Origin of the sequence: Leisingera sp. M523, from assembly GCF_025141335.1 — a bacterium.
Lineage (GTDB): Bacteria > Pseudomonadota > Alphaproteobacteria > Rhodobacterales > Rhodobacteraceae > Leisingera.
The window spans coordinates 3257819-3276907 of sequence record NZ_CP081036.1; the positions used below are offsets into that span (position 1 = coordinate 3257819).

Sequence of the window (19089 nt, forward strand, 5' to 3'; positions counted from 1 at the left end):
GACGTTTGATTTGGGCAGCCGCGGTGATGCTGCTTCCGGCCTTGCCGGCGGCGGCTGAAATTACCCTGCCAGCCGGTGCAGATGCTGTTTCGGAACGGGTCACGGCGCTTGGTGTTTACCAGCTGCCGATCGGACCGGAAGAGGCGGACAAAGTCCCCTCGCGCCGGTTCGAAGGGCGGATTCTGCGCCGCACCTGGCGGCTGGGAGGAGACAGCACTGTGCTGCAGATCCTGGCGCCCTTGCGGGACCAGCTGCAGGCCGGCGGTTATGAGGTGCTGCTGGATTGTGCCGCGCGTGATTGCGGCGGTTTCGGCTTCCGCTTCGGGATTGAGGTAGTGCCGTCGCCGGACATGATGGTGGATATCTCCAGCTATCACTTCCTGTCCGCGGCCAAAGGGGACGAGGCGGTCTCACTCCTGGTGTCACGCGCAGGCGGCGCGGCTTTTTTGCAAATGATCACAGTGCATCCGCCTGGATCGGCTGCAACGGCAACAGCCGCGCCGGCGGTGGTGAAACCTGACCCTGGCACGCCCGGAACGGTGCGGCCGGTGGAACTGGCCAAAGTGCTGGAGGTGCGCGGCCACGCGGTGCTGACGGATCTGGTGTTTCAAAGCGGCTCCACCCGGCTGCAGGACGGCACTTATGCCAGCCTGCGCGCGCTTGCGGACTATCTGGCCGCCAATCCGCAATACCGTTTGCTGCTGGTCGGGCATACCGACACGGTGGGCTCGCAGCAGCAGAACATCGGTATCTCCAAACGCCGCGCGCAGTCGGTGAAGGACCGTTTGGTCGAAGAGCTGGGCGCGGATGCGGCACGGATCGAGGTCGCCGGCGCCGGCTTTTTAGCCCCGATAGCCAGCAATCTGATCCCGGAAGGCCGTGAAGCCAACCGGCGGGTGGAAGCTGTGCTGCTCGCCGAGTGAGGCCTTGCAAAAGATGTGCACCGGAAAACTCCCGCCCCCGCAGGTGCCTTGGCTTTGCCAAGACCCCTTGGCGGTGTTGGGCCAGGCTCGGCGCTATGCGCCGAGCCTGGCCCAACGGGCGCGGGTCAATCTGTGATTGATCCGGGACGGGCGGGAGCCCTCCCGCGGTGTTTTGCAGCGAAAAGCAGAGTCATCGGCTCAAAAAAGGCCCCCGCATTCGGTGCGGGGGCAGGTCTTTGAGGGATATCTTGGTCCGGTTTTCCGAGGAACCGGTTCAGGTTTTCCATTCCGACGGGTCGCGGTCGGCAAAAGCCTGCACCAGAAAGTCAATGAAGGCCCGGACTTTGGGCTGGGTGAATTTTCCGGGCGGGTAGACCGCATAGATGCCTTGGGTTTCCACCGGCAGGCCGGGCATCACGTCTTCGACCAGCCCTTCTTCCAGCGCTTCCGAGTAGAGAAAGCTGGGCAGATAGGCGATGCCGAGGCCGGAAATCGCGGCATTCAGCAGCGATTGCCCGTCATTCACCGACAACCAGCCTGAGGTGCGCACCTGGCGTTTTTCACCCGACGGCGCTGTGATCTTCCAGACGTTGCCGCTGGACTGGCTGGAATAATGCAGCAGCTTGTGGCTGTTCAGCTCGTCGATCTTTTGCGGACGGCCGTACTTCTCCAGATAGGCGGGAGAGGCAATCATCCGCTTGGTGGTTTCGGTCAGCTTGCGGGCGCGCAGAGAGCTGTCTTCCAGCTCGCCGATCCGAACCGCCATGTCGAAGCCTTCGGAGATCAGCTCCACATAGCGGTTGTTCAGCACCATGTTTACGGTGATGTCCGGGAAATCCTGCAGGAAATCCGACAGTACCGGCGACAGGTGATTGACACCGAAATCGGTGGCAACCGAAATCCTGAGCAGCCCCGAGGGGGCAGATTGCATCGAGGTAACCAGCGCATCCGCTTCGCCTGCATCATTCAGCACCCGGCGGGCACGGTCATAATAGGCGAGGCCAATCTCGGTCGGGGACACCCGGCGGGTGGTGCGGTTCAAAAGCCGCGCGCCAAGCCGGGTTTCCAGGCTTGAAACATGCTTGGAGACTGCGGATTTCGAGATCCCCATCTTGCGTGCCGCATCGGTGAAGCCGCCCTGGTCCACCACATTGGCAAAGGCCTCCATCTCGGTCAGTCGGTCCATATTCACCCATCCTCGTGTATCCGTGTTGCCCCCAGTGATGCGGGTGAAATCGGGCAAGATCGGGGCAAGGGTGGGATAATTGCGAGGTTTCGCAGGGATCGTTTTCGCTGTGGAAACGGCAGGAGCCTTGGCAAACCTGCCGGGGGTCCGCAGCTGTGATGCGCCACAAGACTGCGGCCCTGCACTGGGAAACACGGCGGACCAGAGGCTGTGAACTGCCCGGAAAGTGCCCTGTTTTCCACTATCCGTGAAGGACTTGCAGCAAATTGCCTTAGGAAGGTTGCCTCAGGCGGCTTTCCACATCAGCGAAATATGGGTATCGCCGTATTTCCGGCTGTCCTGCAGCTCGAACCCTTCCGGTGCGGCGACCGGTGCGTTTTCTTCCCAGACCACCAAAGCGTCTTGCGCCACCCATCCGCCGGCCACAGCTGCGGCCAGGGCCTTTTCCCCCAGCCCCTTGCCGTAAGGCGGATCAAGGAAGATCAGATCAAAGGGTGCCGCCGGGTTCTGCCCCAGCTTCAGCGCATCGCGGCGGGCCAGGGTGCAGCGGTTTTCGGCGCGGCAAATGGTGATATTTTTGCGGATCAAACCGCCTGACACGCGCCCGTCGTCCACAAAAACCGCCTCAGCCGCGCCGCGTGACAGCGCCTCCAGCCCCAGCGCGCCGGTACCAGCAAACAGGTCCAGCACCCGGGCGCCGGGGATGGCGCCGGTGTGCATCAGCACGTTGAACAGGCTTTCGCGCACCCGGTCGGTGGTCGGGCGCAGATGGGCGCCCGCGTCGCCCTTGCCCACCGCGGCCAAGGCACGGCCGCGGAAGTCTCCTGCGATGATCCTCACGCTTTCAGCAGCGGCTTCAGATCAGCGGCGGTGTCAGCCACCACCGCTTTGTCCGCAGTTTTGCCCATATCAATCAGGCGCTTGCCCACCATATAGGCACGCGGGTCGTTCATCGCGTCCACTGCCACCAGCTGATCACCCCTGTAATACCAGAACGACACCTGCTGGCCCTCGCCCTGGCGGGTGACCACATTGTCATAGCCGGTGTTCAGACCCGCAATCTGCAGTTTGACGTCATACTGATCGGACCAGAACCAGGGCGTTGCGACGTAGTCCTTGTCAGCACCCAGCATGTTCTGCGCCACAACCTCGGCCTGATCGATGGCGTTCGGTACGCTTTCCAGGCGGATGCGCTTGCCCTGAAACGGGAAAGAGGCGCAATCGCCCGCCGACCAGATCGCAGCGTCCGAAGTGCGGCCCTTGGCGTCCACCCTGATGCCGTTGTCCAGCTCCAGCCCGGCCATTTCAGCCAGTTGCGACGTCGGCGTGATGCCGACGCCAACGACGACAAAATCCACCTCAACGGTTTCGCCGCCGCTCAGCACTGCGCGGGTCACCTTGCCGTCTTCGCCTTCCAGCCGCTCCAGCCCAACGCCTTCGCGGATGTCCACTCCGTGGGAGGCATGCAGGCTGCGGAAGAAATCCGAGGTTTCCGGCGCCGCCACCCGCTGCAGAATGCGGTCGGCCATCTCGACCAGCGTCACGTGCACGCCGCGCTTGGCGCAGACCGCGGCAGCTTCCAGCCCGATGTAGCCGCCGCCAACGATCAGCGCGCGCTTGCCCTCGGCCACATGCGGCGCCATCGCATCAACGTCGGTCAATCCGCGCACCACATAGACGCCGTCCAGATCGCCGCCGATCGCTGCCGGCAAGCGGCGCGGGTCGGAACCGGTGGTCAGCGCCAGCTGGTCATAGGGAATTACCTCATCGCCCAGGCTCACAGTTTTCGCTGCCGGATCGATGCCAGTCACCCGCTGGCCCAGCTTCAGGGTGATGTTGTTGTCCGCATAAAAACTTTCGGGCCGCAGGAACAGGCGTTCCAGCTCCATCTCGCCCAGCAGATAGGCCTTGGACAAAGGCGGGCGCTGATAGGGCAGTGCGTCTTCCGCGCCAATCAGGGTAATCTCCCCGTCGAACCCATCCTTACGCAGTTTTGCCACCAGCGAGGACCCGGCCTGCCCTGCTCCAATAACGACGATGTGGGACATAATCCCTTGCCTCCCTCAGCAGTTCCCGTCACGCTTTCATCGGACCCTATATACCCGGGGCTTCAAAACGCAATCATGAGAAAGAGGAACCTGCGATGATTTCTGTTGGAGACCAACTGCCGGACGCGACACTGACGCTCATCGGAGACAACGGCCCCGAGCAGGTGCAGCTGTCAGACAAGCTGAAGGGGCGCAAAGTCGTGCTGTTCGCGGTTCCCGGCGCCTTTACCAGCACCTGCCATTCGGCGCATGTGCCCAGTTTCATCCGCACCAAGGATCAGTTCGCCGCCAAGGGTGTCGAGGAAATAATCTGCCTGGCGGGTAATGATCCGTTTGTGATGAACATCTGGGGCGAAAACACCGGTGCCACCGAGGCCGGGATCACCATGCTGTCGGATGCCGAATGCACGCTGACCGAGGCAATCGGCATGCGTCTGGACGTGCCCTCGGCCGGTCTGATCGGCCGCTCGCTGCGTTATGCGATGCTGGTGGAGGACGGCGAGGTGAAAGTTCTCAACAAGGAAGAAAACCCCGGCCAGTGCGAGCTTTCCGCCGGCGAAGGATTGCTGGAGTCAATGGGCTGAAGCCAAGTCCGGCTGCGGCTGCCTGGCCCGGCGGCCGCAGGACAACCCCTTAATAAACGGTGAAAAATAAGGTCAGCATGCCTGCCGGAATGTTTCGCGCGCGAAACATTTGGACAGAATTGCTGACCTTTCCGTCAGAGCGTCCGTTCAAGTCTGCGGCTCGCCGAACAGCCCGTCCATCTTGCGCGCCAGTTTGGCATCCAGCGCGCTGACCCCGTCCACATCATGGGTGGTGAGAACCACCGTCACCCGGTTGTAGACATTGCTCCACTCCGGGTGGTGGTTCCATTTCTCGGCCCAGATCGCGGCGCGGGTCATCCAGCCGAAGGCATCGGCGAAATTGCTGAACTTGAAGATCTTGGTGATAGCATCCCGGCCCTCCACCATTTCCCAGCCGGTGGCAAACAGCGGCTCCAGCAGCGGGCCGCGGGTGGCGTCGGACAGTTTTTCCGTCATTCTTGCTCCTCCACTTGGGCTTTGCGGAACGGGCCGTAATCGGTCAGGATTTCGATCTCTTCCTCGGTGGCGGCCCGTTCAGCCTCGAGGTAGCGTTCAACGGCCCCGGCAAACCCGGGATCGCCGATCCAGTGCAAGCTGTGTGTTTCGCACGGCAGATAGCCGCGCGCCAGCTTGTGTTCACCCTGCGCGCCCGCCTCAGCCCGGTCAAGCCCCAGGGCTATCGCCAGCTCTATCGCCTGATAATAACACAGCTCGAAATGCAGGCAGGGATGGTGCTCAACACAGCCCCAATAACGCCCGTAAAGCGTTTCACGGCCAATGAAATTCAAGGCACCTGCAACATAGCGCCCGTTGCGCTCCGCCAGAATCAGCGCCATATTCTGCGCCATCGTGTGATGGGCGATATCGAAGAATTGCCGCGTCAGATAAGGCGCGCCCCATTTTCGCGCGCCGGTGTCCTGATAGAATTCCCAGAAAGCATCCCAATGCTCAGGCTGCAGGCTGCCGCCCTGAAAGACCCGGATCTCGCCGCCAAAGCACTGCGCCTGCATCCGCTCCTTGCGGATGTTCTTGCGCTTGCGCGAGGACAGCGCCCGCATGAAACCTTCGAAATCGGCATAACCGTCGTTTTGCCAGTGAAACTGCTGGGTAGAGCGGCGCATCAGCCCCATCTCCGCCCCCATTCTTGCCTCGTCCTGGGTGCAAAAGGTCACATGCAGCGAGGACAGTTTGTTGTCGGCTGCCAGTTGCACCGCCCCCTGAACCAGCGCCGAATGGCCAATACCGTCAAAGCCCGGGCGCACCAGAAAACGCCGTCCTGTGGCCGGGGTAAAGGGCACCGCGACCTGCAGCTTGGGGTAGTAATGCCCGCCGGCCTGCTCATAAGCATGCGCCCAATTGTGATCAAAGATGTATTCGCCCTGGCTGTGCCCCTTGGCGTAAAGCGGCGCGCAGGCGATCAGCAGCCCGTCCTGATAGGCTGTCAGATATTGCGGCTGCCAGCCAGTGCCCGGCCCGACCGAGCCGCTGTCTTCCAGCGCGCTTAGAAACCGGTGGGTGGTGAACGGGTCCAGCGGACGGGTGCCGTCTGCCGCCTCAGGACAGGCGCAGGCATCCCAGTCCTCTGCCGCGATCTGCGACAGTGAGGCCAGCACCCGGATTTCGATTTGCGCCTGGGTCATGCAATTCCTCCGCACCGCTTCAAAGATGTGGGGTCTGCGCCTGCGGGATCAAGATGTTAGCGGCGAGAGGTACTGTTCAAACGTCACATTGTCGGCAAAGACGCGCGCCGCAGTTTCCTCCGCCGCAGAGGTCACGGTCCAGCACAGCACCGGCACCCCATCGTTGCGCAGCGCCTGCACCCGCGGACGGGGCAGATCGCCGACTTCGTGGCTGATAAAACTCGACCCGGTGCGCGCGAAATCCGGGATGCCGCGCAGGCCGTCGCAGACCGCCCTGGGCAGCTCCGGCCATTCCGCGAGATCATAGGCGCTGGTGGTGATGCCGCGGGCAATATCCGGCGCCAGCCGGGCCAGTTCCGCGACTGAATTGGGGTTAAAGGACATCACAGCCACAGAGCCGGCATAGCTCTTCAGCGCTTCTGCCGTGGCCCGCTCCAGCGCACCATCGGTAAGGCCCATCTGCCCGTGCTGATCCTTCAGCTCTATCAGCAGCGGCACCTGGCCCGCCACCAGCTCCAGCACTTCAGACAGCTCCGGAATGCCTTCGCCATCACCACCCTTCAGCGGGATGGCCTGCAACGCGCTGCAGGTCCTGGCGCGGACCGGACCAGAGGCTTCCGCCAGCCGGTCCAGACCGTTGTCATGAAAGACCATGGCACAGCCGTCGCTGGACAGCTGCAGATCGATCTCAATCCCATAACCCGCCGCAATTGCTGCCCGGATGGCAGCGCGGCTGTTCTCCGGGCGCCCGTCCGCGGCATCATGCAGCGCACGGTGGGCCAGCGGGACAGTCAGGATAGCGGCAGGCAGGACGGGCTTCATTTGATCTGGAAAACGCCGTCGATTTCCACTGCAACACCCAGCGGCAGCGACACCGAGCCGACCGCCGAACGCGCATGGCGGCCGATATCGCCCAGCACTTCGACTAGGAAGTCGGAGGCGCCGTTCACCACCATCGGCTGGCCGGTGAAGTCAGGGGCCGAGTTCACAAATGCACCCAGCTTGACGACCCGCACCAGCCGGTCCAGATCACCGCCGCAAGCTGCCTTGAGCTGGGCCAGAAGCGCAATTGCACAGCGCTTGGCCGCAGCCTGGCCGGCCTCGATGTCCAGATCAGCACCCAGCTTACCAGTGATCAGCCCGTTGTCATCGGCCGAAATCTGGCCCGCGATGTAAACCATATCGCCCGAAACCACAAAAGGCACATAGTTCGCCGCCGGTGCCGGTGCTTCGGGCAGGGTCACCCCGAGCTCCTTCAGTTTTGCTTCAATGCTCATGGCCGATTTCCTTCCGAGTCTTTGCTGGCCGGGACGCTACCCGGACATGCGGAATTCGGAAAGAGCAAATGCGAAGCACCAGTGCGGCTTTGCGCAATCTTGGCCCTGCTTTGCGCCGTCAGCTTTCGCGGAAGGCCTTGTTGAAATAATCGGCCAGCGGCTTGACCAGATAGGCCAGCGGCGAGCGCGCGTCGGTGCGGATGTAGCTTTCCACCGGCATCCCCGGGATCAGCACCGTGCCCGCAGGCAGGCGGCCGCGTTCGCCGGGGTTGAGCTCGATCTCGGCGCGGTAATAGGACACCCCGCTGCCCTGATCCTCAAACGAATCCGCCGAGACCTGGGTGACATGGCCAAAGAGCTCAGGGGTGCTCCGCTGGTCCAGCGCCGAGAACCGCAAAGTGACCTCCTGGCCGGTGTACAGCTGGTCGATATCCGTCGGCGCCACCTGCGCCGCAATCACCAGCGGCCGGTCCTGCGGCACCAGGTACAAAACCGGATCCGCGGGGCGGATCACCGAGCGCGGCGTCTGCACTTGCAGCCCGTAGACAATGCCGGAGACCGGCGCGGTGATGTCCAGCCGCGCCAGCCGCCCCTGCAGCGAGCGGCGGTTTTCGGCCAGCTCCAGCTCCTGGTAGCGCAGGTCGCGCAGCCGGCTGATCGCCTCCTCGCGCTGGCTGGTGGCCAGCTTCAGGATCTCGATGTCGATCTCGGTGATGCGGCCCTCGGACTGCGCCTCCGAGGCCACCAGTTCCCCCAGCCGGCCCTGCAGATCGGCCTGGGTGCGGCGCAGGTTCAGCACCGTCGCCGCCTGTGCCAGCCCGCGGTCCAAGAGCGACTGCTGGCTTTCCAGCTCCTCGCCGATCAGCCCCAGCTGCACATTCATTGAGGTCTGCTGCGCCTCGACGCCGCGGATCTGCTCCTGGATCTGGGTGCGGCGCTTCTCCAGCTGTTCAATCTCGCGGGCGGTGGTGTCCTTGCGGGCTTCAAACAGGCGGCGCTGGCCCTCGGTCAGATCGCTGACATCCGGCAGCCGCTCCGCCGCCTCCAGCAGCTCCGGCTCAAAGGTGATTGCGGCGGCGGTGTCGCGCTCGGCTTCCAGCCGGCCGCGGCGCGCCATCAGCTCGAACAGCTGGCCCTCGGTGATCACCAGCTGCGAGGTCAGCTCATTGGCATCCAGCCGGATCAGCGTGGCGCCTTCGGCCACGGTGTCGCCCTCATCAACCAGGATTTCGGCCACGATGCCGCCGTCCAGATGCTGCACGATCTGGCGGTTGCGGTCGACCTCGATGCGCCCCGTCGCCACCACCGCGCCGGAAATCGACGACAGCACCGACCAGGAGCCGAAGCCGCCCACCAGCACCAGCAGCGCCAAAAGGCCGATGATCAGCGGCCGCCGGGCCGGCCAGTTGCTTTGCCCGTTCATCGCACGCCTCCTGTGCCAGTGGCCTGGCGGATGTTCTGGTGGTTGGCGACCATTTCCTGCAGCACCTTGTCCTTGGGGCCAAAGGCGGTCTGGGTGCCCTTGTCGATCACCAGCAGCATGTCGCATTCCTGGATCGCCGCGGGCCGGTGCGCCATGATCAGCACCGAGCGGCCCTCGGCCTTGATCTGCTTGATCGCCTGATTGAGCGCAATCGAGCCTTCGTTGTCGAGGTTCGAGTTCGGCTCGTCCAGGATCACGATCACCGGATCGGCATACAGCGCGCGGGCCAGCCCGACCCGCTGCATCTGGCCGCCCGACAGCCGCCCGCCGGTGGCGGTGACCTTGGTGTCATAGCCTTCGGGCAGTTTCAGGATCATCTCATGGGCGGCGGCCTTCTTGGCGGCTTCCACCACTTTTTCGGCATCCGGCTGCTGCTGCAGCCGGGCAATGTTCTGGGCAATGGTGCCGTCGAAAACCTGCACCCGCTGCGGCAGATAGCCGATATGGCCGCCCAGCACATCCGGCGCGTATTGATCCAGCGCCGCACCGTCCAGCCGCACCGAGCCCGCGGCCGGCGCCCAGACCCCGGTCAGCGCCCGCGCCAGGGTCGATTTGCCCGAGCCCGACGGCCCGATCACCCCGATCGCCTGGCCCGGCTGCACCCGGAAGCTGACATTGCGCAGCAGCGGCGTCTTGCTGCCCGGCGGCACCACCGCCATGCCCTGCACTTCCAGCAGCGCCTTGGGTTTCGGCAGCGCCGTGCGCTCGGCCTCCTCCGGCACTTTGGCCAGCAGTTCGGCCAGGCTGTGCCAGCCCTTCAGCGCCCGCTGCACCATCGCCCATTGGCCCAGGCCCAGTTCGATCGGCGCCAGGGCGCGGCCCATCAGGATCGACCCCGCGATCATCGCCCCCGGCGTCACCTCGCCCTGCAGCACCAGATAGGCGCCCAGCCCCAGCATCGCCGACTGCAGGAACAGCCGCAGCGTCTTGGTCAGCGTGGTGAAGCCGCCGCCGGTGTCATTGGCCGTCACACTGTCGGTGAGCGCCGCATCGCGGCCTTGCTTCCAGCGCCCGAAAGCCGCGCCGCGCATGCCCATCGACTGGATCATCTCGGCCTCGTTGCGGATCTCCTCGGACATCAGGTTGGCCTTGTGGCCGGTCATATTGGCCTTTTGCACCGGCAGCCGGGTGAACAGCTGGTTGAGGATCGCAATCATCACCAGCACTGCGCCGCCGCCCAGGGCCAGCAGCCCAAGCCAGGGATGGAACAGGGCAATGCCCGCCAAAAAGACCGGGGTCCAGGGCAGGTCGAAGGCGGCGGTCAGCACCGGCGAGGAGATCAGCCGCTGCACCGATTCCAGATCCTGCAGCCCGGTCTGCGCCGCCGGATCCTGCGCCACCGCCGAGCGCCGGATCATCGCATCGAACACCCGGTGGTCCAGCGCCGCCTGCAGCCGCGCCCCGACCCGCGCCATGATCCGGCCGCGGGCATAATCCAACAGCCCCATCATGCCGTAGAGGAACACCACCAGCAGCGACAGCGCCAGCAGCGTCGCCTCCGAGCGGCTGCCCAGCACCCGGTCATAGACCTGCATCATATACAGAGGCCCGGTCAGCATCAGCAGGTTCACGAAGAAACTGAAAATCCCGGTGAACCAGTACAGCCCCCGGCTCTGCTGCCGCACCGCCCGCAGCTCATCATAACCGCTCTTATAAATGCTTTTATTCATGGTCAGTCTGCAATAGAAGTTCCCGGGCCATTGGTAGTGCCTGAATTTGTATCAGAACAGACACAAGCTGGTGAATAAATGTAATCGCACTGGAAATAGGCTGAGGAACCCTTATTTGCCCTCCGACCCGTCTGTTCCAGCATCAATTGGACACTTACCCGAATGCCTTTTCATTTGCGACCGCTGAAATTTGTATCTGCGCTGATTTTGGCCGTTTTTGCGGCCGGCTGCGCAACACAGGATCCGGTTGCGCGGGCCTCGGGTGAAGTTTTTGACCCTTATGAGCGCACCAACCGCGGAATTCACGCCTTCAACCGCGGCGTTGACCGGCTGGCCTTCCGGCCTGCCTCTAAAGGCTATGTGGCAATTGTGCCCGCGCCGATGGTGACCAGTTTCTCGCATTTTGCCGAGAACCTGTCGATGCCCGGCCAGATGGTCAATGCGCTGCTGCAGGGCGATCTGAAACTGGCCGGCAATGCATTTTCGCGGTTTGTGATCAACTCTACCGTTGGCTTTGCCGGGCTTGCCGACCCGGCCAGCGAATTCAATGTGCCTGCGGTCGATACCGATTTCGGCGAGACATTGCACACCTGGGGCGTCGGCGAAGGCGCCTATGTGGAGCTGCCCTTGCTGGGCCCTTCCACCAGCCGCGACGCGGTCGGGGTTGCCGTCGATTTCTTCACCAACCCGCTGGGCTACGCCGAGCAGAATACTGCCGACAATATCACAATTTACGCTGAGATCGTGCGCCGCATGGGCGATCGTGGCAACTATTCCGACACGATCGACTCGATTCTCTACGAGAGCGCCGACAGCTATGCGCAATCGCGCCTGATCTATCTGCAGAACCGCCGGTTCCAGCTGGGGGATGGAGAAGAGATCCAGGAGATCGATCCGTTCGAACTGAACACTGAAGGATTTTGAATATGGACCGCCGCAAATTCCTGACTGGCCTGGGCGCCGGAGCCGCTGCTCTGATTGCCGCACCGCAAGCCCTGTGGGCGCTGACAGAAAACAGAGCCAGCACGCTGATCAACAGCCTGGTCGGCGACATCAACCGGGTGATCGATTCCGGCAAGGGCGAGAACGCGATGTTCCGCGAGTTTGAGCGGATTTTCCAGCGTTACAGTGACACCTCCTATATCGCCGCCTATGCGCTGGGTGTGGACGGGCGCCGGGCGTCCTCGTCCCAGAAGAAGGCCTTTTCCAAGGCGTTCCAGGGCTACATCTCGCGCAAATACGGCAAGCGCTTCCGCGAATTCATCGGCGGCAAGCTGGAAGTCAAAGGCGTCAAGAAGGTGAAGAAATGGTATGAGGTGAGCACCATTGCCTACCTCAAGGGCCAGTCGCCGTTTGAAGTGACCTTCCTGGTGTCGGACCGCTCCGGCCAGGATCTGTTCTTCAATATGTTCATCGAAGGTGTGAATCTGCTTTTGACCGAACGCACCGAGATCGGCGCCATCCTGGACAGCCACAAGGGCGACATCGACGCGCTGATTGCAGAGTTGAAGCGGTTGAGCTGAAACACGCACATAACGAATGACAGTCAAAAAAGGCTCCCTTCGGGGAGCCTTTTCTTACTTGCAGGCCAGCCTGGCGCATTGCGGAGCAGAGGCGAAAACTCCCGCCCGTCGCTGCAGCATCCTGGACGCTGCGCTCCCGTTGGGCCTGGCGCCCTGCCCGGCGGGCTGGGCGTGCGCCGCGCCGTCAGGTGCGGCGCCGGACCCAACTGGCGGAGGCCCCACTCAGGGGGGCCTTCACCGGGCGGGAGCCCCACGTTTGCTGCAATTCAGTCAGTTGCCCAGAATGTCGCGCAGGATATTGTCCACCGCGCGGCCCAGTTCCTTGCCCAGCTGCGGCCCCTGACGGCGGCGGCGCTCGCGCCGGGTTTGCTGCGGCGGCGGGGCGATCGGGACAGGCTCCAGCATCGGCAGCGGTTTCGGCGTCAGGCCGTCATGCACCCGCACCATGGTCTCGCGCCAGATCTCGGCCGGCAGGCCGCCGCCGGTCACACCCGATAGCGGCGTGTTGTCGTCATAGCCCATCCAGACCCCCGCCACATAATCCGCGGTAAACCCGATGAACCAGGCATCCTTGGCCGCAGAAGTCGTCCCTGATTTTCCTGCCGCCTGCCAGCCCGGGATTTGCGCCCGCTTGCCGGTGCCGCCCGAAATCACTTTCTCCATCATCCAGACCAGCTGCTGGGCGGCTTCGGGGCGGATCACCCGTTCGCCGATGCCGCCGCTGGCGCCCATCAGCGCATCGCTGTCGTTCACCAGCTTCAGCTCGGTCACCCCGTAGGGCGTTACCGAGGAACCGCCATTGAGGATGCCCGCATAGGCTCCGGTCATCTCCAGCAGAGTGCTTTCCGAGGCCCCCAGCGCCAGCGCCGGGCCTGCGGCCAGATCGCTGTCGATGCCGAAATCCTTGGCCACGATGCTGACCTTGTCTCGGCCCACCGCCTCGGAGACTTTTACCGCCGGCACATTCAGGGAATCCCGCAACGCCCGGGCCAGGGTGACTTCGCCATAATACTTCCGGGTATAATTCTCAGGGCACCACTGGCCGGAGCCGGGAATATTCATGCAGTATTTCGCGTCCAGCACCCGGTCGTAGGGCGAATAGCCCAGTTCCAGCGCTGTGGCATAGACAAAAGGTTTAAAGGCCGATCCGGTCTGGCGTTTGGCCTGGGTTGCCCGGTTGAACACGCCGGAGACCCGCGTCTTGCGCCCCCCCACCATCGCGCGCACGGCGCCATCGGCGCTCATCACCACAATGGCCGCCTGCGCCTTGGAGCCGGGGCGGACCTTATTCTCAAAGATGTATTTCAGTGCTTCCTCAGCCGCGCCCTGCAGGCGCTGATCCAGGGTGGAACGGATCACCACATCCTCGGTGGTCTGGTCGCCCAGGAAATCCGGGATAGAATCCATCACCCAATCGGCAAAATACCCCCCTGCCCGCGCCGCCGCGGCTTCGCTCAGCACGGCCGGGGCGTTCTGGTTCTGCTGCATCTCGGCGGCGGTCAGATAGCCCTGCTCCTGCATCAGCCGCAACACCGTTGCCGCCCGGTCCTGTGAACGTTGCAGGTTGTTGGTCGGCGCCAGCGTCGAGGGCGCAGTCAGCAGACCCGCCAGCATTGCTCCCTCAGCCGGGTTCAGCTGGTTCGCCGATTTGCCGAAATAGCGCTGCGCGGCAGCTTCGGCGCCGTAAGCGCCGCCGCCCATATAGGCGCGGTTCATGTAGATCGAAAGGATCTCGTCCTTGGTGTACTTGGCCTCCATCGCCAGGGCAAAGATCGCCTCGGTGCCCTTGCGCCACAGCGAACCTTTGCGGCAGTCGGCCTCATAAGCGCTTTCACTTTTCCATTCGCTCGGATCATAAACCCGGCCCAGGCACAGCAATTTGGCGGCTTGCTGGGTGATCGTGGAGCCGCCATGGCCTGACAGCGGCCCGCGCCCTTCGCGCAGGTTGATGCGCACCGCACTGGCAACCCCGCGCGGGGAGATGCCGAAATGGCGGTAGAACCGCTTGTCCTCGGTCGCGACAACCGCGTTTTTCAGGTGCGGCGAAACCGTATCGGCCCGGATGACCCCGCCAAACTGATCGCCGCGCCAGGCAAAGACGTCGCCCTTGCGGTCCAGCAGGGTGACCGACCCGCGCGCGCGCCCGTCGAGATAGGCCGAAACCTCGGGCAGTTTGGCATATTGCAACGCCACAGCCAGACCGACCAGCAGGCAGACCACCATGCCGACCCGCCAGCTGAAGCCCCAGACCAGCCGGAATGCCCAGACAAAGGGCGCCAGCAAGAGACCGATGAAGCCGCGCTTCTTCGGGGCTGGTTTCGCCCGTGTCTTCTTGCGGAAAAACAGGCCGAACAGGCCGGTCTTCTTGGGTTTGGCCTTGCGTGCGGGTTTTTTGCGCGCAGGCTTTTTCGCAGCGGAAGGTTTGCCCTTGCCGCCTGCGGAATAGCGTTTTTCTGCCACCAAAGGCTTGCGCCCGGATCCTTGTGCCATCGTCATGTCCTGCCCGGTTTGCCCGTTTCCCGGGACAATACCCTGCCCGCCCCGGTTTGTAGAGGGGGCAGAATCCGGAGCTTTCCCCCTTTGCCAGATGGCCGGTTTTTAAGCGAAGCGGGCAAAAGGCGCAAAATTATTGTGCGTGCGCAGAATGACACGCGGAAACTTGCTGGCCTTGGGCTTTGCACGACTCGGGCCGGGGGTTTTGCTGCAGGTGCACAATGCATCGGCCCAGACATGATCCTCAGGGCCGGAGCAGCGCGAAAACCAAGGGATGCAGAGATGAAAATGATCATAGCCGCCATCAAACCCTTCAAGCTGGACGAGGTCCGCGAGGCGCTGACCGGTCTTGGCGTGAGCGGGCTGATGGTTACCGAAATCAAAGGCTTTGGCGCCCAGGCCGGGCACACGGAAATCTACCGCGGCGCCGAATACGAGGTGACTTTTGTGCCGAAGCTGAAGCTGGAACTTGTGGTGCCCGCCGATCAGGCCGACCAAGCCGTCAGCGCGATTTCCGGGACCGCCCGCACAGGGAAGCTGGGTGAAGGCAAGATCGGCGACGGCAAGATTTTTGTTCTGGACGTGGAACAGGCCGTGCGGGTGCGCACCGGCGAAACCAACCTCGAGGCGCTCTGAAGGCGCCCGGCATGGAGGAAAGACCTATGAAGACCCTGAAACTCCCCCTGGCGGCCCTGGCACTGGCCGCGCTGCCGGGCCTGGCACTGGCCCAGGACGGCCCTGCGCCGGGCGTGAACCCCGCGACCGACACCGTGTTTATCCTGAACTCGCTGCTGTTTCTGATCGGCGGCTGCCTGGTGTTCTGGATGGCCGCTGGCTTTGCCATGCTGGAGGCCGGCCTGGTGCGGTCCAAGAATGTGACCATGCAGCTGACCAAGAACATGGCGCTGTTCTCGCTGGCCGCCGTATTCTACTGGCTGATCGGCTATAACCTGATGTATCCGCTGGGCAATTGGGCGGTTGACGGTGTGCTGTCCGGCGTCTTCGGCCCCGGCGTGCTGGAGGCGGTGGGGATCACCGCGGAAGGTGCAGATGATTACTCCTACGCCTCCACCGGCTCGGACTTCTTCTTTCAGCTGATGTTCTGTGCCGCCACTGCCTCGATTGTTTCGGGCACTTTGGCGGAGCGTATCAAACTGTGGCCTTTCCTGATTTTCACCATCGTTCTGACATCGGTGATCTACCCGTTCCAGGCCAGCTGGAAATGGGGCGGCGGCTTCCTGGAGCAGATGGGCTTCCTGGACTTTGCAGGCTCCACTGTGGTGCATTCGGTGGGCGGCTGGGCGGCGCTGACCGGAGCGCTGATCCTGGGGCCGCGCATTGGCAAATACAAGGACGGCAAGACCATCCCGATGCCCGGCTCCAACCTGGCGCTGGCGACGCTTGGCACGTTCATCCTGTGGATGGGCTGGTTCGGCTTCAACGGCGGCTCGCAGCTGGCGATGGGTTCGATTGGGGATGTTGCCGATATCTCGCGTATTTTCGCCAATACCAATGCCGCTGCAGCGGGTGGCGCGGTGGCTGCGCTGGTACTGACGCAAGTGTTGTTCAAAAAGCCGGACCTGACCATGATCCTGAACGGCGCGCTGGCTGGTCTGGTGGCGATCACAGCTGAACCGCTGACGCCGGGCCTGGGTCTCTCCACTCTGATCGGTGCCATCGGCGGCGTGATCGTGGTCTTCGCCGTGCCGTTCCTGGACAAGCTGCAGATCGACGACGTGGTCGGCGCCATCCCGGTGCATCTGCTTTGCGGTATCTGGGGCACTGTTGCGGTCGTGTTGTCGAACCCTGATGCAACGCTGCTGAAACAGCTGACCGGGATTGCCGTGGTGGGGGTCTTCACCATCGCCGCCTCGGCCATAGTGTGGGTCATCCTGCGCGCCACCACCGGCATCCGGGTGGAGGAAGAGGATGAGGTCAACGGGCTGGACATGGCGGAGCTGGGCATGGAGGCCTATCCGGAATTCTCGCCGAGCTGACCCCTTGCACGGCATTGAAACAAAAGGACGGCGCTTTCATGGAGCGCCGTCTGCGCATTTGCAGCGCGCAAAAGTTTTGGAAAACTTTTGCCAAGACTTTTCCAAAAGTCTTGGATTTGCAGCCGCCATAGAAAAACGCGCCCCTGAAAGGAGCGCGTTTCGGCTTGTCCTGACGGCGCGGCCTCAGACGCCGGCGTCGACGATCGCCTTGGCTAGCACCGGTACAGTTTGCGCATTAAGACCGGCGATATTCAGGCGGCTGTCGCCGACCATGTAGATGCCATTGTCCACCCGCATCTTCTCGACCAGATCCGGCGTGGTGCCCAGAAGCGAGAACATGCCGCGGTGCTGGGCGATGAAACCGAACCGGTCCGAGCCGGTCAGCCGCTGCAATTCATCCGCAAGGTTTTGGCGCAGGTCCAGCATGCCAAGGCGCACTTCTTCCAGCTCTGCCGCCCAATCGGCGCGCAAGGCTTCGTCGTTCAGGATCATCGTCACCAGACGCGCGCCGTGGTCCGGCGGGAAAGAGTAATTCTGCCGGTTCAGAAACGCCAGCGTGCCCTGGTTCAACCCTTGCGCCCCCGCGTCGTTGGACACCGCCATCAGCAGGCCGGTGCGCTCGCGGTAGATGCCGAAGTTCTTGGAGCAGCTCGCTGCGATCAGCACCTCGGGGCAGCCGGAGGCGACCAGTCGCACACCCAGCGCATCCTCTTCCAGACCGTCGCCAAAGCCCTGATAGGCAATGTCGATCATCGGGATCAGGCCGCGTTCGTTCAAGAGCGCGATGACTTCTTTCCACTGCACCTCATTGAGGTTGGCACCGGTCGGATTGTGGCAGCAACCGTGCAGCAGCACCACGTCGCCTTTTTGCGCGCCTTTCAGGTCTTCCATCATGCCGTCAAAATTCACACCGCGGGTGTCGCGGTCGAAATAGCGGTAAGTGATGGTCTCAATGCCGACATAGTTCAGGATCGACACATGGTTCGGCCAGGTCGGGTCCGACACAAAGACGCGCGCCTTGGGGTTGGCCATCCTGATCAGTTCAAACGCCTGGCGCACCGCGCCGGTGCCGCCGGGGGTCGCGGCTGCCGCGATATTGCCACGCGCCACCGCATCGCCCAGAATCAGCTTGATCATCGCATCCGCATAGGCCGGATCACCGGCCAGGCCGACGTAGGCCTTGCTGGTCTGCTCTTCCCACAGCTTATGCTCAGCTGCCTTGATCGCGCGCATCACCGGGGTGACGCCCTCGGCGTTCTTGTAAACGCCGACACCAAGGTCGATCTTGTCCGCGCGCGGGTCGTCGCGGTACATTTGCATCAGCGCCAGGATCTTGTCAGCGGGCTGGGGTTTCAGGGTCTCGAACATCAGTTCTCTCCGGTAGCAACGGGAAGGGTCGGGAAGGCACCCCATTCCGACCACGACCCATCATAGACCGCATGATCGGTCTTGCCGATGCGCTCCAGTGCAAGGCTGAGGACGGCGGCGGTGACGCCCGACCCGCAGGTGGTAATCACAGGTTTGTTCAGATCGACACCGGCCGCGGCAAACACGGCGCCCAGTCCATCAGCATCTCTCATGGTGCCATCCGCATTCAGCAAGCTGCCAAAAGGCACGTTTTTCGATCCGGGGATATGCCCTGCCCGCAGACCTTCGCGGGGTTCCGGCACATCGCCGCGGAACCGCTCGGCGGCGCGGGCGTCGATGATTTCATGGTCACCCAGTTTGGCAGCGGACGAAACTTGTGTGACATCGCGGACCATGTGGTTTTGCACCCGCACGGTCATATGGCGGTCGCGGATCACCGGCGGCAGGTCTTCAACCGGGCGGCCTTCGGCCTGCCATTTCGGGAAACCGCCGTCCAGCACGGCAATGTTGTGCTGCCCCATCAGCCGGAACAGCCACCAGACCCGGGCGGCGGATTTCAACCCGGCGGTGTCATAGACCACAACCTGATGGCCGTCGCCCACACCCATTGCCCGCAGGCGGGACATGAATTTCTCAACCGGCGGCACCATATGCGGCAATTCCGAGCGGTGGTCCGAGATATCATCAATATCAAAAAAGCGCGCGCCAGGGACATGGGCTGCGTCATATTCCGCCTTGGGGTCGCGGTTTTCCTGCGGCAAATACCAGGATGCGTCCAGCACCCGCAGATCCGGATCCTTCAGATGGGTGGCCAGCCAGTCGGTGGAAACCAGCGTCTTCGGATCATCCTGCATCAAAGCGTCTCCCTTTCTGCGCATGCGCCATGGGTACATCCGG

The 19089-nt window shown here is 63.0% G+C and carries 18 protein-coding genes; 6 read left to right on the plus strand and 12 right to left on the minus strand.

The genetic code is table 11. The annotated features are described in order from the left end of the window. Window positions 1–26: 26 nt before the first annotated feature. Window positions 27–923 carry an OmpA family protein gene (locus K3557_RS16105; RefSeq protein WP_259999656.1) on the plus strand — a complete coding sequence of 299 codons (897 nt, stop codon included), beginning with the start codon at window positions 27–29 and terminating at the stop codon, window positions 921–923. Between the two features lie 274 nt (window positions 924–1197). Here K3557_RS16105 and K3557_RS16110 read toward each other — a convergent pair whose 3' ends face one another. The 3 genes from K3557_RS16110 to K3557_RS16120 all read right to left on the minus strand — a co-directional run bounded on the left by K3557_RS16110 (window position 1198) and on the right by K3557_RS16120 (window position 4157). Beyond that, window positions 1198–2109: a LysR family transcriptional regulator gene (locus K3557_RS16110; protein ID WP_259989580.1), complete on the minus strand. Its 912-nt coding sequence runs from the start codon at window positions 2107–2109 to the stop codon at window positions 1198–1200. 285 nt (window positions 2110–2394) lie between these two features. Further along, complete coding sequence (gene rsmD, locus K3557_RS16115) at window positions 2395–2949, minus strand: 16S rRNA (guanine(966)-N(2))-methyltransferase RsmD (RefSeq protein WP_129372101.1); 555 nt, start codon at window positions 2947–2949, stop codon at window positions 2395–2397. Further along, entirely contained in the window at window positions 2946–4157 is a 1212-nt protein-coding gene (locus K3557_RS16120; RefSeq protein ID WP_259994996.1) for an NAD(P)/FAD-dependent oxidoreductase, read from the minus strand. Before K3557_RS16120 ends, rsmD begins: the two co-directional genes overlap by 4 nt. Window positions 4158–4252: 95 nt before the next feature. Between K3557_RS16120 and K3557_RS16125 the strand changes: the two genes are divergently transcribed. Beyond that, window positions 4253–4741: a peroxiredoxin gene (locus tag K3557_RS16125; RefSeq protein ID WP_259989574.1), complete on the plus strand. Its 489-nt coding sequence runs from the start codon at window positions 4253–4255 to the stop codon at window positions 4739–4741. A gap of 147 nt (window positions 4742–4888) precedes the next feature. On the opposite strand, the gene K3557_RS16130 is transcribed toward K3557_RS16125, so the two are convergent. From K3557_RS16130 to K3557_RS16155, 6 genes are all read right to left on the minus strand, one after another. Beyond that, window positions 4889–5197: a 4a-hydroxytetrahydrobiopterin dehydratase gene (locus K3557_RS16130; RefSeq protein ID WP_129372104.1), complete on the minus strand. Its 309-nt coding sequence runs from the start codon at window positions 5195–5197 to the stop codon at window positions 4889–4891. Continuing rightward, window positions 5194–6381: a GNAT family N-acetyltransferase gene (locus K3557_RS16135; protein WP_259994997.1), complete on the minus strand. Its 1188-nt coding sequence runs from the start codon at window positions 6379–6381 to the stop codon at window positions 5194–5196. The genes K3557_RS16130 and K3557_RS16135 overlap by 4 nt, the downstream gene beginning before the upstream one ends. A gap of 48 nt (window positions 6382–6429) precedes the next feature. After that, window positions 6430–7203: a glycerophosphodiester phosphodiesterase family protein gene (locus K3557_RS16140; protein ID WP_259994999.1), complete on the minus strand. Its 774-nt coding sequence runs from the start codon at window positions 7201–7203 to the stop codon at window positions 6430–6432. Further along, window positions 7200–7658 carry a RidA family protein gene (locus K3557_RS16145; RefSeq protein ID WP_259995001.1) on the minus strand — a complete coding sequence of 153 codons (459 nt, stop codon included), beginning with the start codon at window positions 7656–7658 and terminating at the stop codon, window positions 7200–7202. Before K3557_RS16145 ends, K3557_RS16140 begins: the two co-directional genes overlap by 4 nt. Window positions 7659–7776: 118 nt before the next feature. Further along, window positions 7777–9081, minus strand: coding sequence for an HlyD family type I secretion periplasmic adaptor subunit (locus K3557_RS16150; protein ID WP_259995003.1), 1305 nt, complete (start codon window positions 9079–9081; stop codon window positions 7777–7779). Next, on the minus strand, window positions 9078–10811 hold the full coding sequence (locus tag K3557_RS16155) for a type I secretion system permease/ATPase (RefSeq protein ID WP_259989563.1): 1734 nt from the start codon (window positions 10809–10811) through the stop codon (window positions 9078–9080). The genes K3557_RS16150 and K3557_RS16155 overlap by 4 nt, the downstream gene beginning before the upstream one ends. A 162-nt stretch (window positions 10812–10973) precedes the next feature. Here K3557_RS16155 and K3557_RS16160 point away from each other — a divergent pair, with 162 nt between their 5' ends. Together K3557_RS16160 and K3557_RS16165 are read left to right on the plus strand one after the other, a co-directional pair. Further along, window positions 10974–11735 (plus strand): VacJ family lipoprotein, encoded by a 762-nt coding sequence (locus K3557_RS16160; protein ID WP_259995005.1) that lies wholly within the window; start codon window positions 10974–10976, stop codon window positions 11733–11735. A 2-nt stretch (window positions 11736–11737) separates the two neighbouring features. After that, entirely contained in the window at window positions 11738–12334 is a 597-nt protein-coding gene (locus tag K3557_RS16165) for a phospholipid-binding protein MlaC (protein WP_259995007.1), read from the plus strand. Between the two features lie 270 nt (window positions 12335–12604). On the opposite strand, the gene K3557_RS16170 is transcribed toward K3557_RS16165, so the two are convergent. Further along, window positions 12605–14824, minus strand: coding sequence for a transglycosylase domain-containing protein (locus K3557_RS16170; protein WP_259995009.1), 2220 nt, complete (start codon window positions 14822–14824; stop codon window positions 12605–12607). Window positions 14825–15109: 285 nt separating this feature from the next. On the opposite strand from K3557_RS16170, the gene K3557_RS16175 reads away from it, so the two are divergent. Together K3557_RS16175 and K3557_RS16180 are read left to right on the plus strand one after the other, a co-directional pair. Next, window positions 15110–15463: a P-II family nitrogen regulator gene (locus K3557_RS16175; RefSeq protein ID WP_259995011.1), complete on the plus strand. Its 354-nt coding sequence runs from the start codon at window positions 15110–15112 to the stop codon at window positions 15461–15463. Between the two features lie 26 nt (window positions 15464–15489). Next, on the plus strand, window positions 15490–16824 hold the full coding sequence (locus K3557_RS16180; RefSeq protein WP_259995013.1) for an ammonium transporter: 1335 nt from the start codon (window positions 15490–15492) through the stop codon (window positions 16822–16824). A 183-nt stretch (window positions 16825–17007) separates the two neighbouring features. On the opposite strand, the gene K3557_RS16185 is transcribed toward K3557_RS16180, so the two are convergent. After that, a complete protein-coding gene (locus K3557_RS16185) occupies window positions 17008–18192 on the minus strand; it encodes an amino acid aminotransferase (protein ID WP_259995015.1) in 1185 nt (394 codons plus the stop codon). Beyond that, window positions 18192–19046 (minus strand): 3-mercaptopyruvate sulfurtransferase, encoded by an 855-nt coding sequence (gene sseA, locus K3557_RS16190; protein WP_259999658.1) that lies wholly within the window; start codon window positions 19044–19046, stop codon window positions 18192–18194. Before sseA ends, K3557_RS16185 begins: the two co-directional genes overlap by 1 nt. Window positions 19047–19089: the final 43 nt, after the last annotated feature.

What these genes read in the sequence shown, in the direction of transcription:
- K3557_RS16105 (WP_259999656.1), top strand. Translation starts at nt 27, where the DNA reads ATGCTGCTTCCGGCCTTGCCGGCGGCGGCTGAAATTACCCTGCCAGCC.
- K3557_RS16110 (WP_259989580.1), bottom strand. Translation starts at nt 2,109, where the DNA reads ATGGACCGACTGACCGAGATGGAGGCCTTTGCCAATGTGGTGGACCAG.
- K3557_RS16120 (WP_259994996.1), bottom strand. Translation starts at nt 4,157, where the DNA reads ATGTCCCACATCGTCGTTATTGGAGCAGGGCAGGCCGGGTCCTCGCTG.
- K3557_RS16125 (WP_259989574.1), top strand. Translation starts at nt 4,253, where the DNA reads ATGATTTCTGTTGGAGACCAACTGCCGGACGCGACACTGACGCTCATC.
- K3557_RS16130 (WP_129372104.1), bottom strand. Translation starts at nt 5,197, where the DNA reads ATGACGGAAAAACTGTCCGACGCCACCCGCGGCCCGCTGCTGGAGCCG.
- K3557_RS16135 (WP_259994997.1), bottom strand. Translation starts at nt 6,381, where the DNA reads ATGACCCAGGCGCAAATCGAAATCCGGGTGCTGGCCTCACTGTCGCAG.
- K3557_RS16140 (WP_259994999.1), bottom strand. Translation starts at nt 7,203, where the DNA reads ATGAAGCCCGTCCTGCCTGCCGCTATCCTGACTGTCCCGCTGGCCCAC.
- K3557_RS16145 (WP_259995001.1), bottom strand. Translation starts at nt 7,658, where the DNA reads ATGAGCATTGAAGCAAAACTGAAGGAGCTCGGGGTGACCCTGCCCGAA.
- K3557_RS16150 (WP_259995003.1), bottom strand. Translation starts at nt 9,081, where the DNA reads ATGAACGGGCAAAGCAACTGGCCGGCCCGGCGGCCGCTGATCATCGGC.
- K3557_RS16155 (WP_259989563.1), bottom strand. Translation starts at nt 10,811, where the DNA reads ATGAATAAAAGCATTTATAAGAGCGGTTATGATGAGCTGCGGGCGGTG.
- K3557_RS16160 (WP_259995005.1), top strand. Translation starts at nt 10,974, where the DNA reads ATGCCTTTTCATTTGCGACCGCTGAAATTTGTATCTGCGCTGATTTTG.
- K3557_RS16165 (WP_259995007.1), top strand. Translation starts at nt 11,738, where the DNA reads ATGGACCGCCGCAAATTCCTGACTGGCCTGGGCGCCGGAGCCGCTGCT.
- K3557_RS16170 (WP_259995009.1), bottom strand. Translation starts at nt 14,824, where the DNA reads ATGGCACAAGGATCCGGGCGCAAGCCTTTGGTGGCAGAAAAACGCTAT.
- K3557_RS16175 (WP_259995011.1), top strand. Translation starts at nt 15,110, where the DNA reads ATGAAAATGATCATAGCCGCCATCAAACCCTTCAAGCTGGACGAGGTC.
- K3557_RS16180 (WP_259995013.1), top strand. Translation starts at nt 15,490, where the DNA reads ATGAAGACCCTGAAACTCCCCCTGGCGGCCCTGGCACTGGCCGCGCTG.
- K3557_RS16185 (WP_259995015.1), bottom strand. Translation starts at nt 18,192, where the DNA reads ATGTTCGAGACCCTGAAACCCCAGCCCGCTGACAAGATCCTGGCGCTG.
- sseA (WP_259999658.1), bottom strand. Translation starts at nt 19,046, where the DNA reads ATGCAGGATGATCCGAAGACGCTGGTTTCCACCGACTGGCTGGCCACC.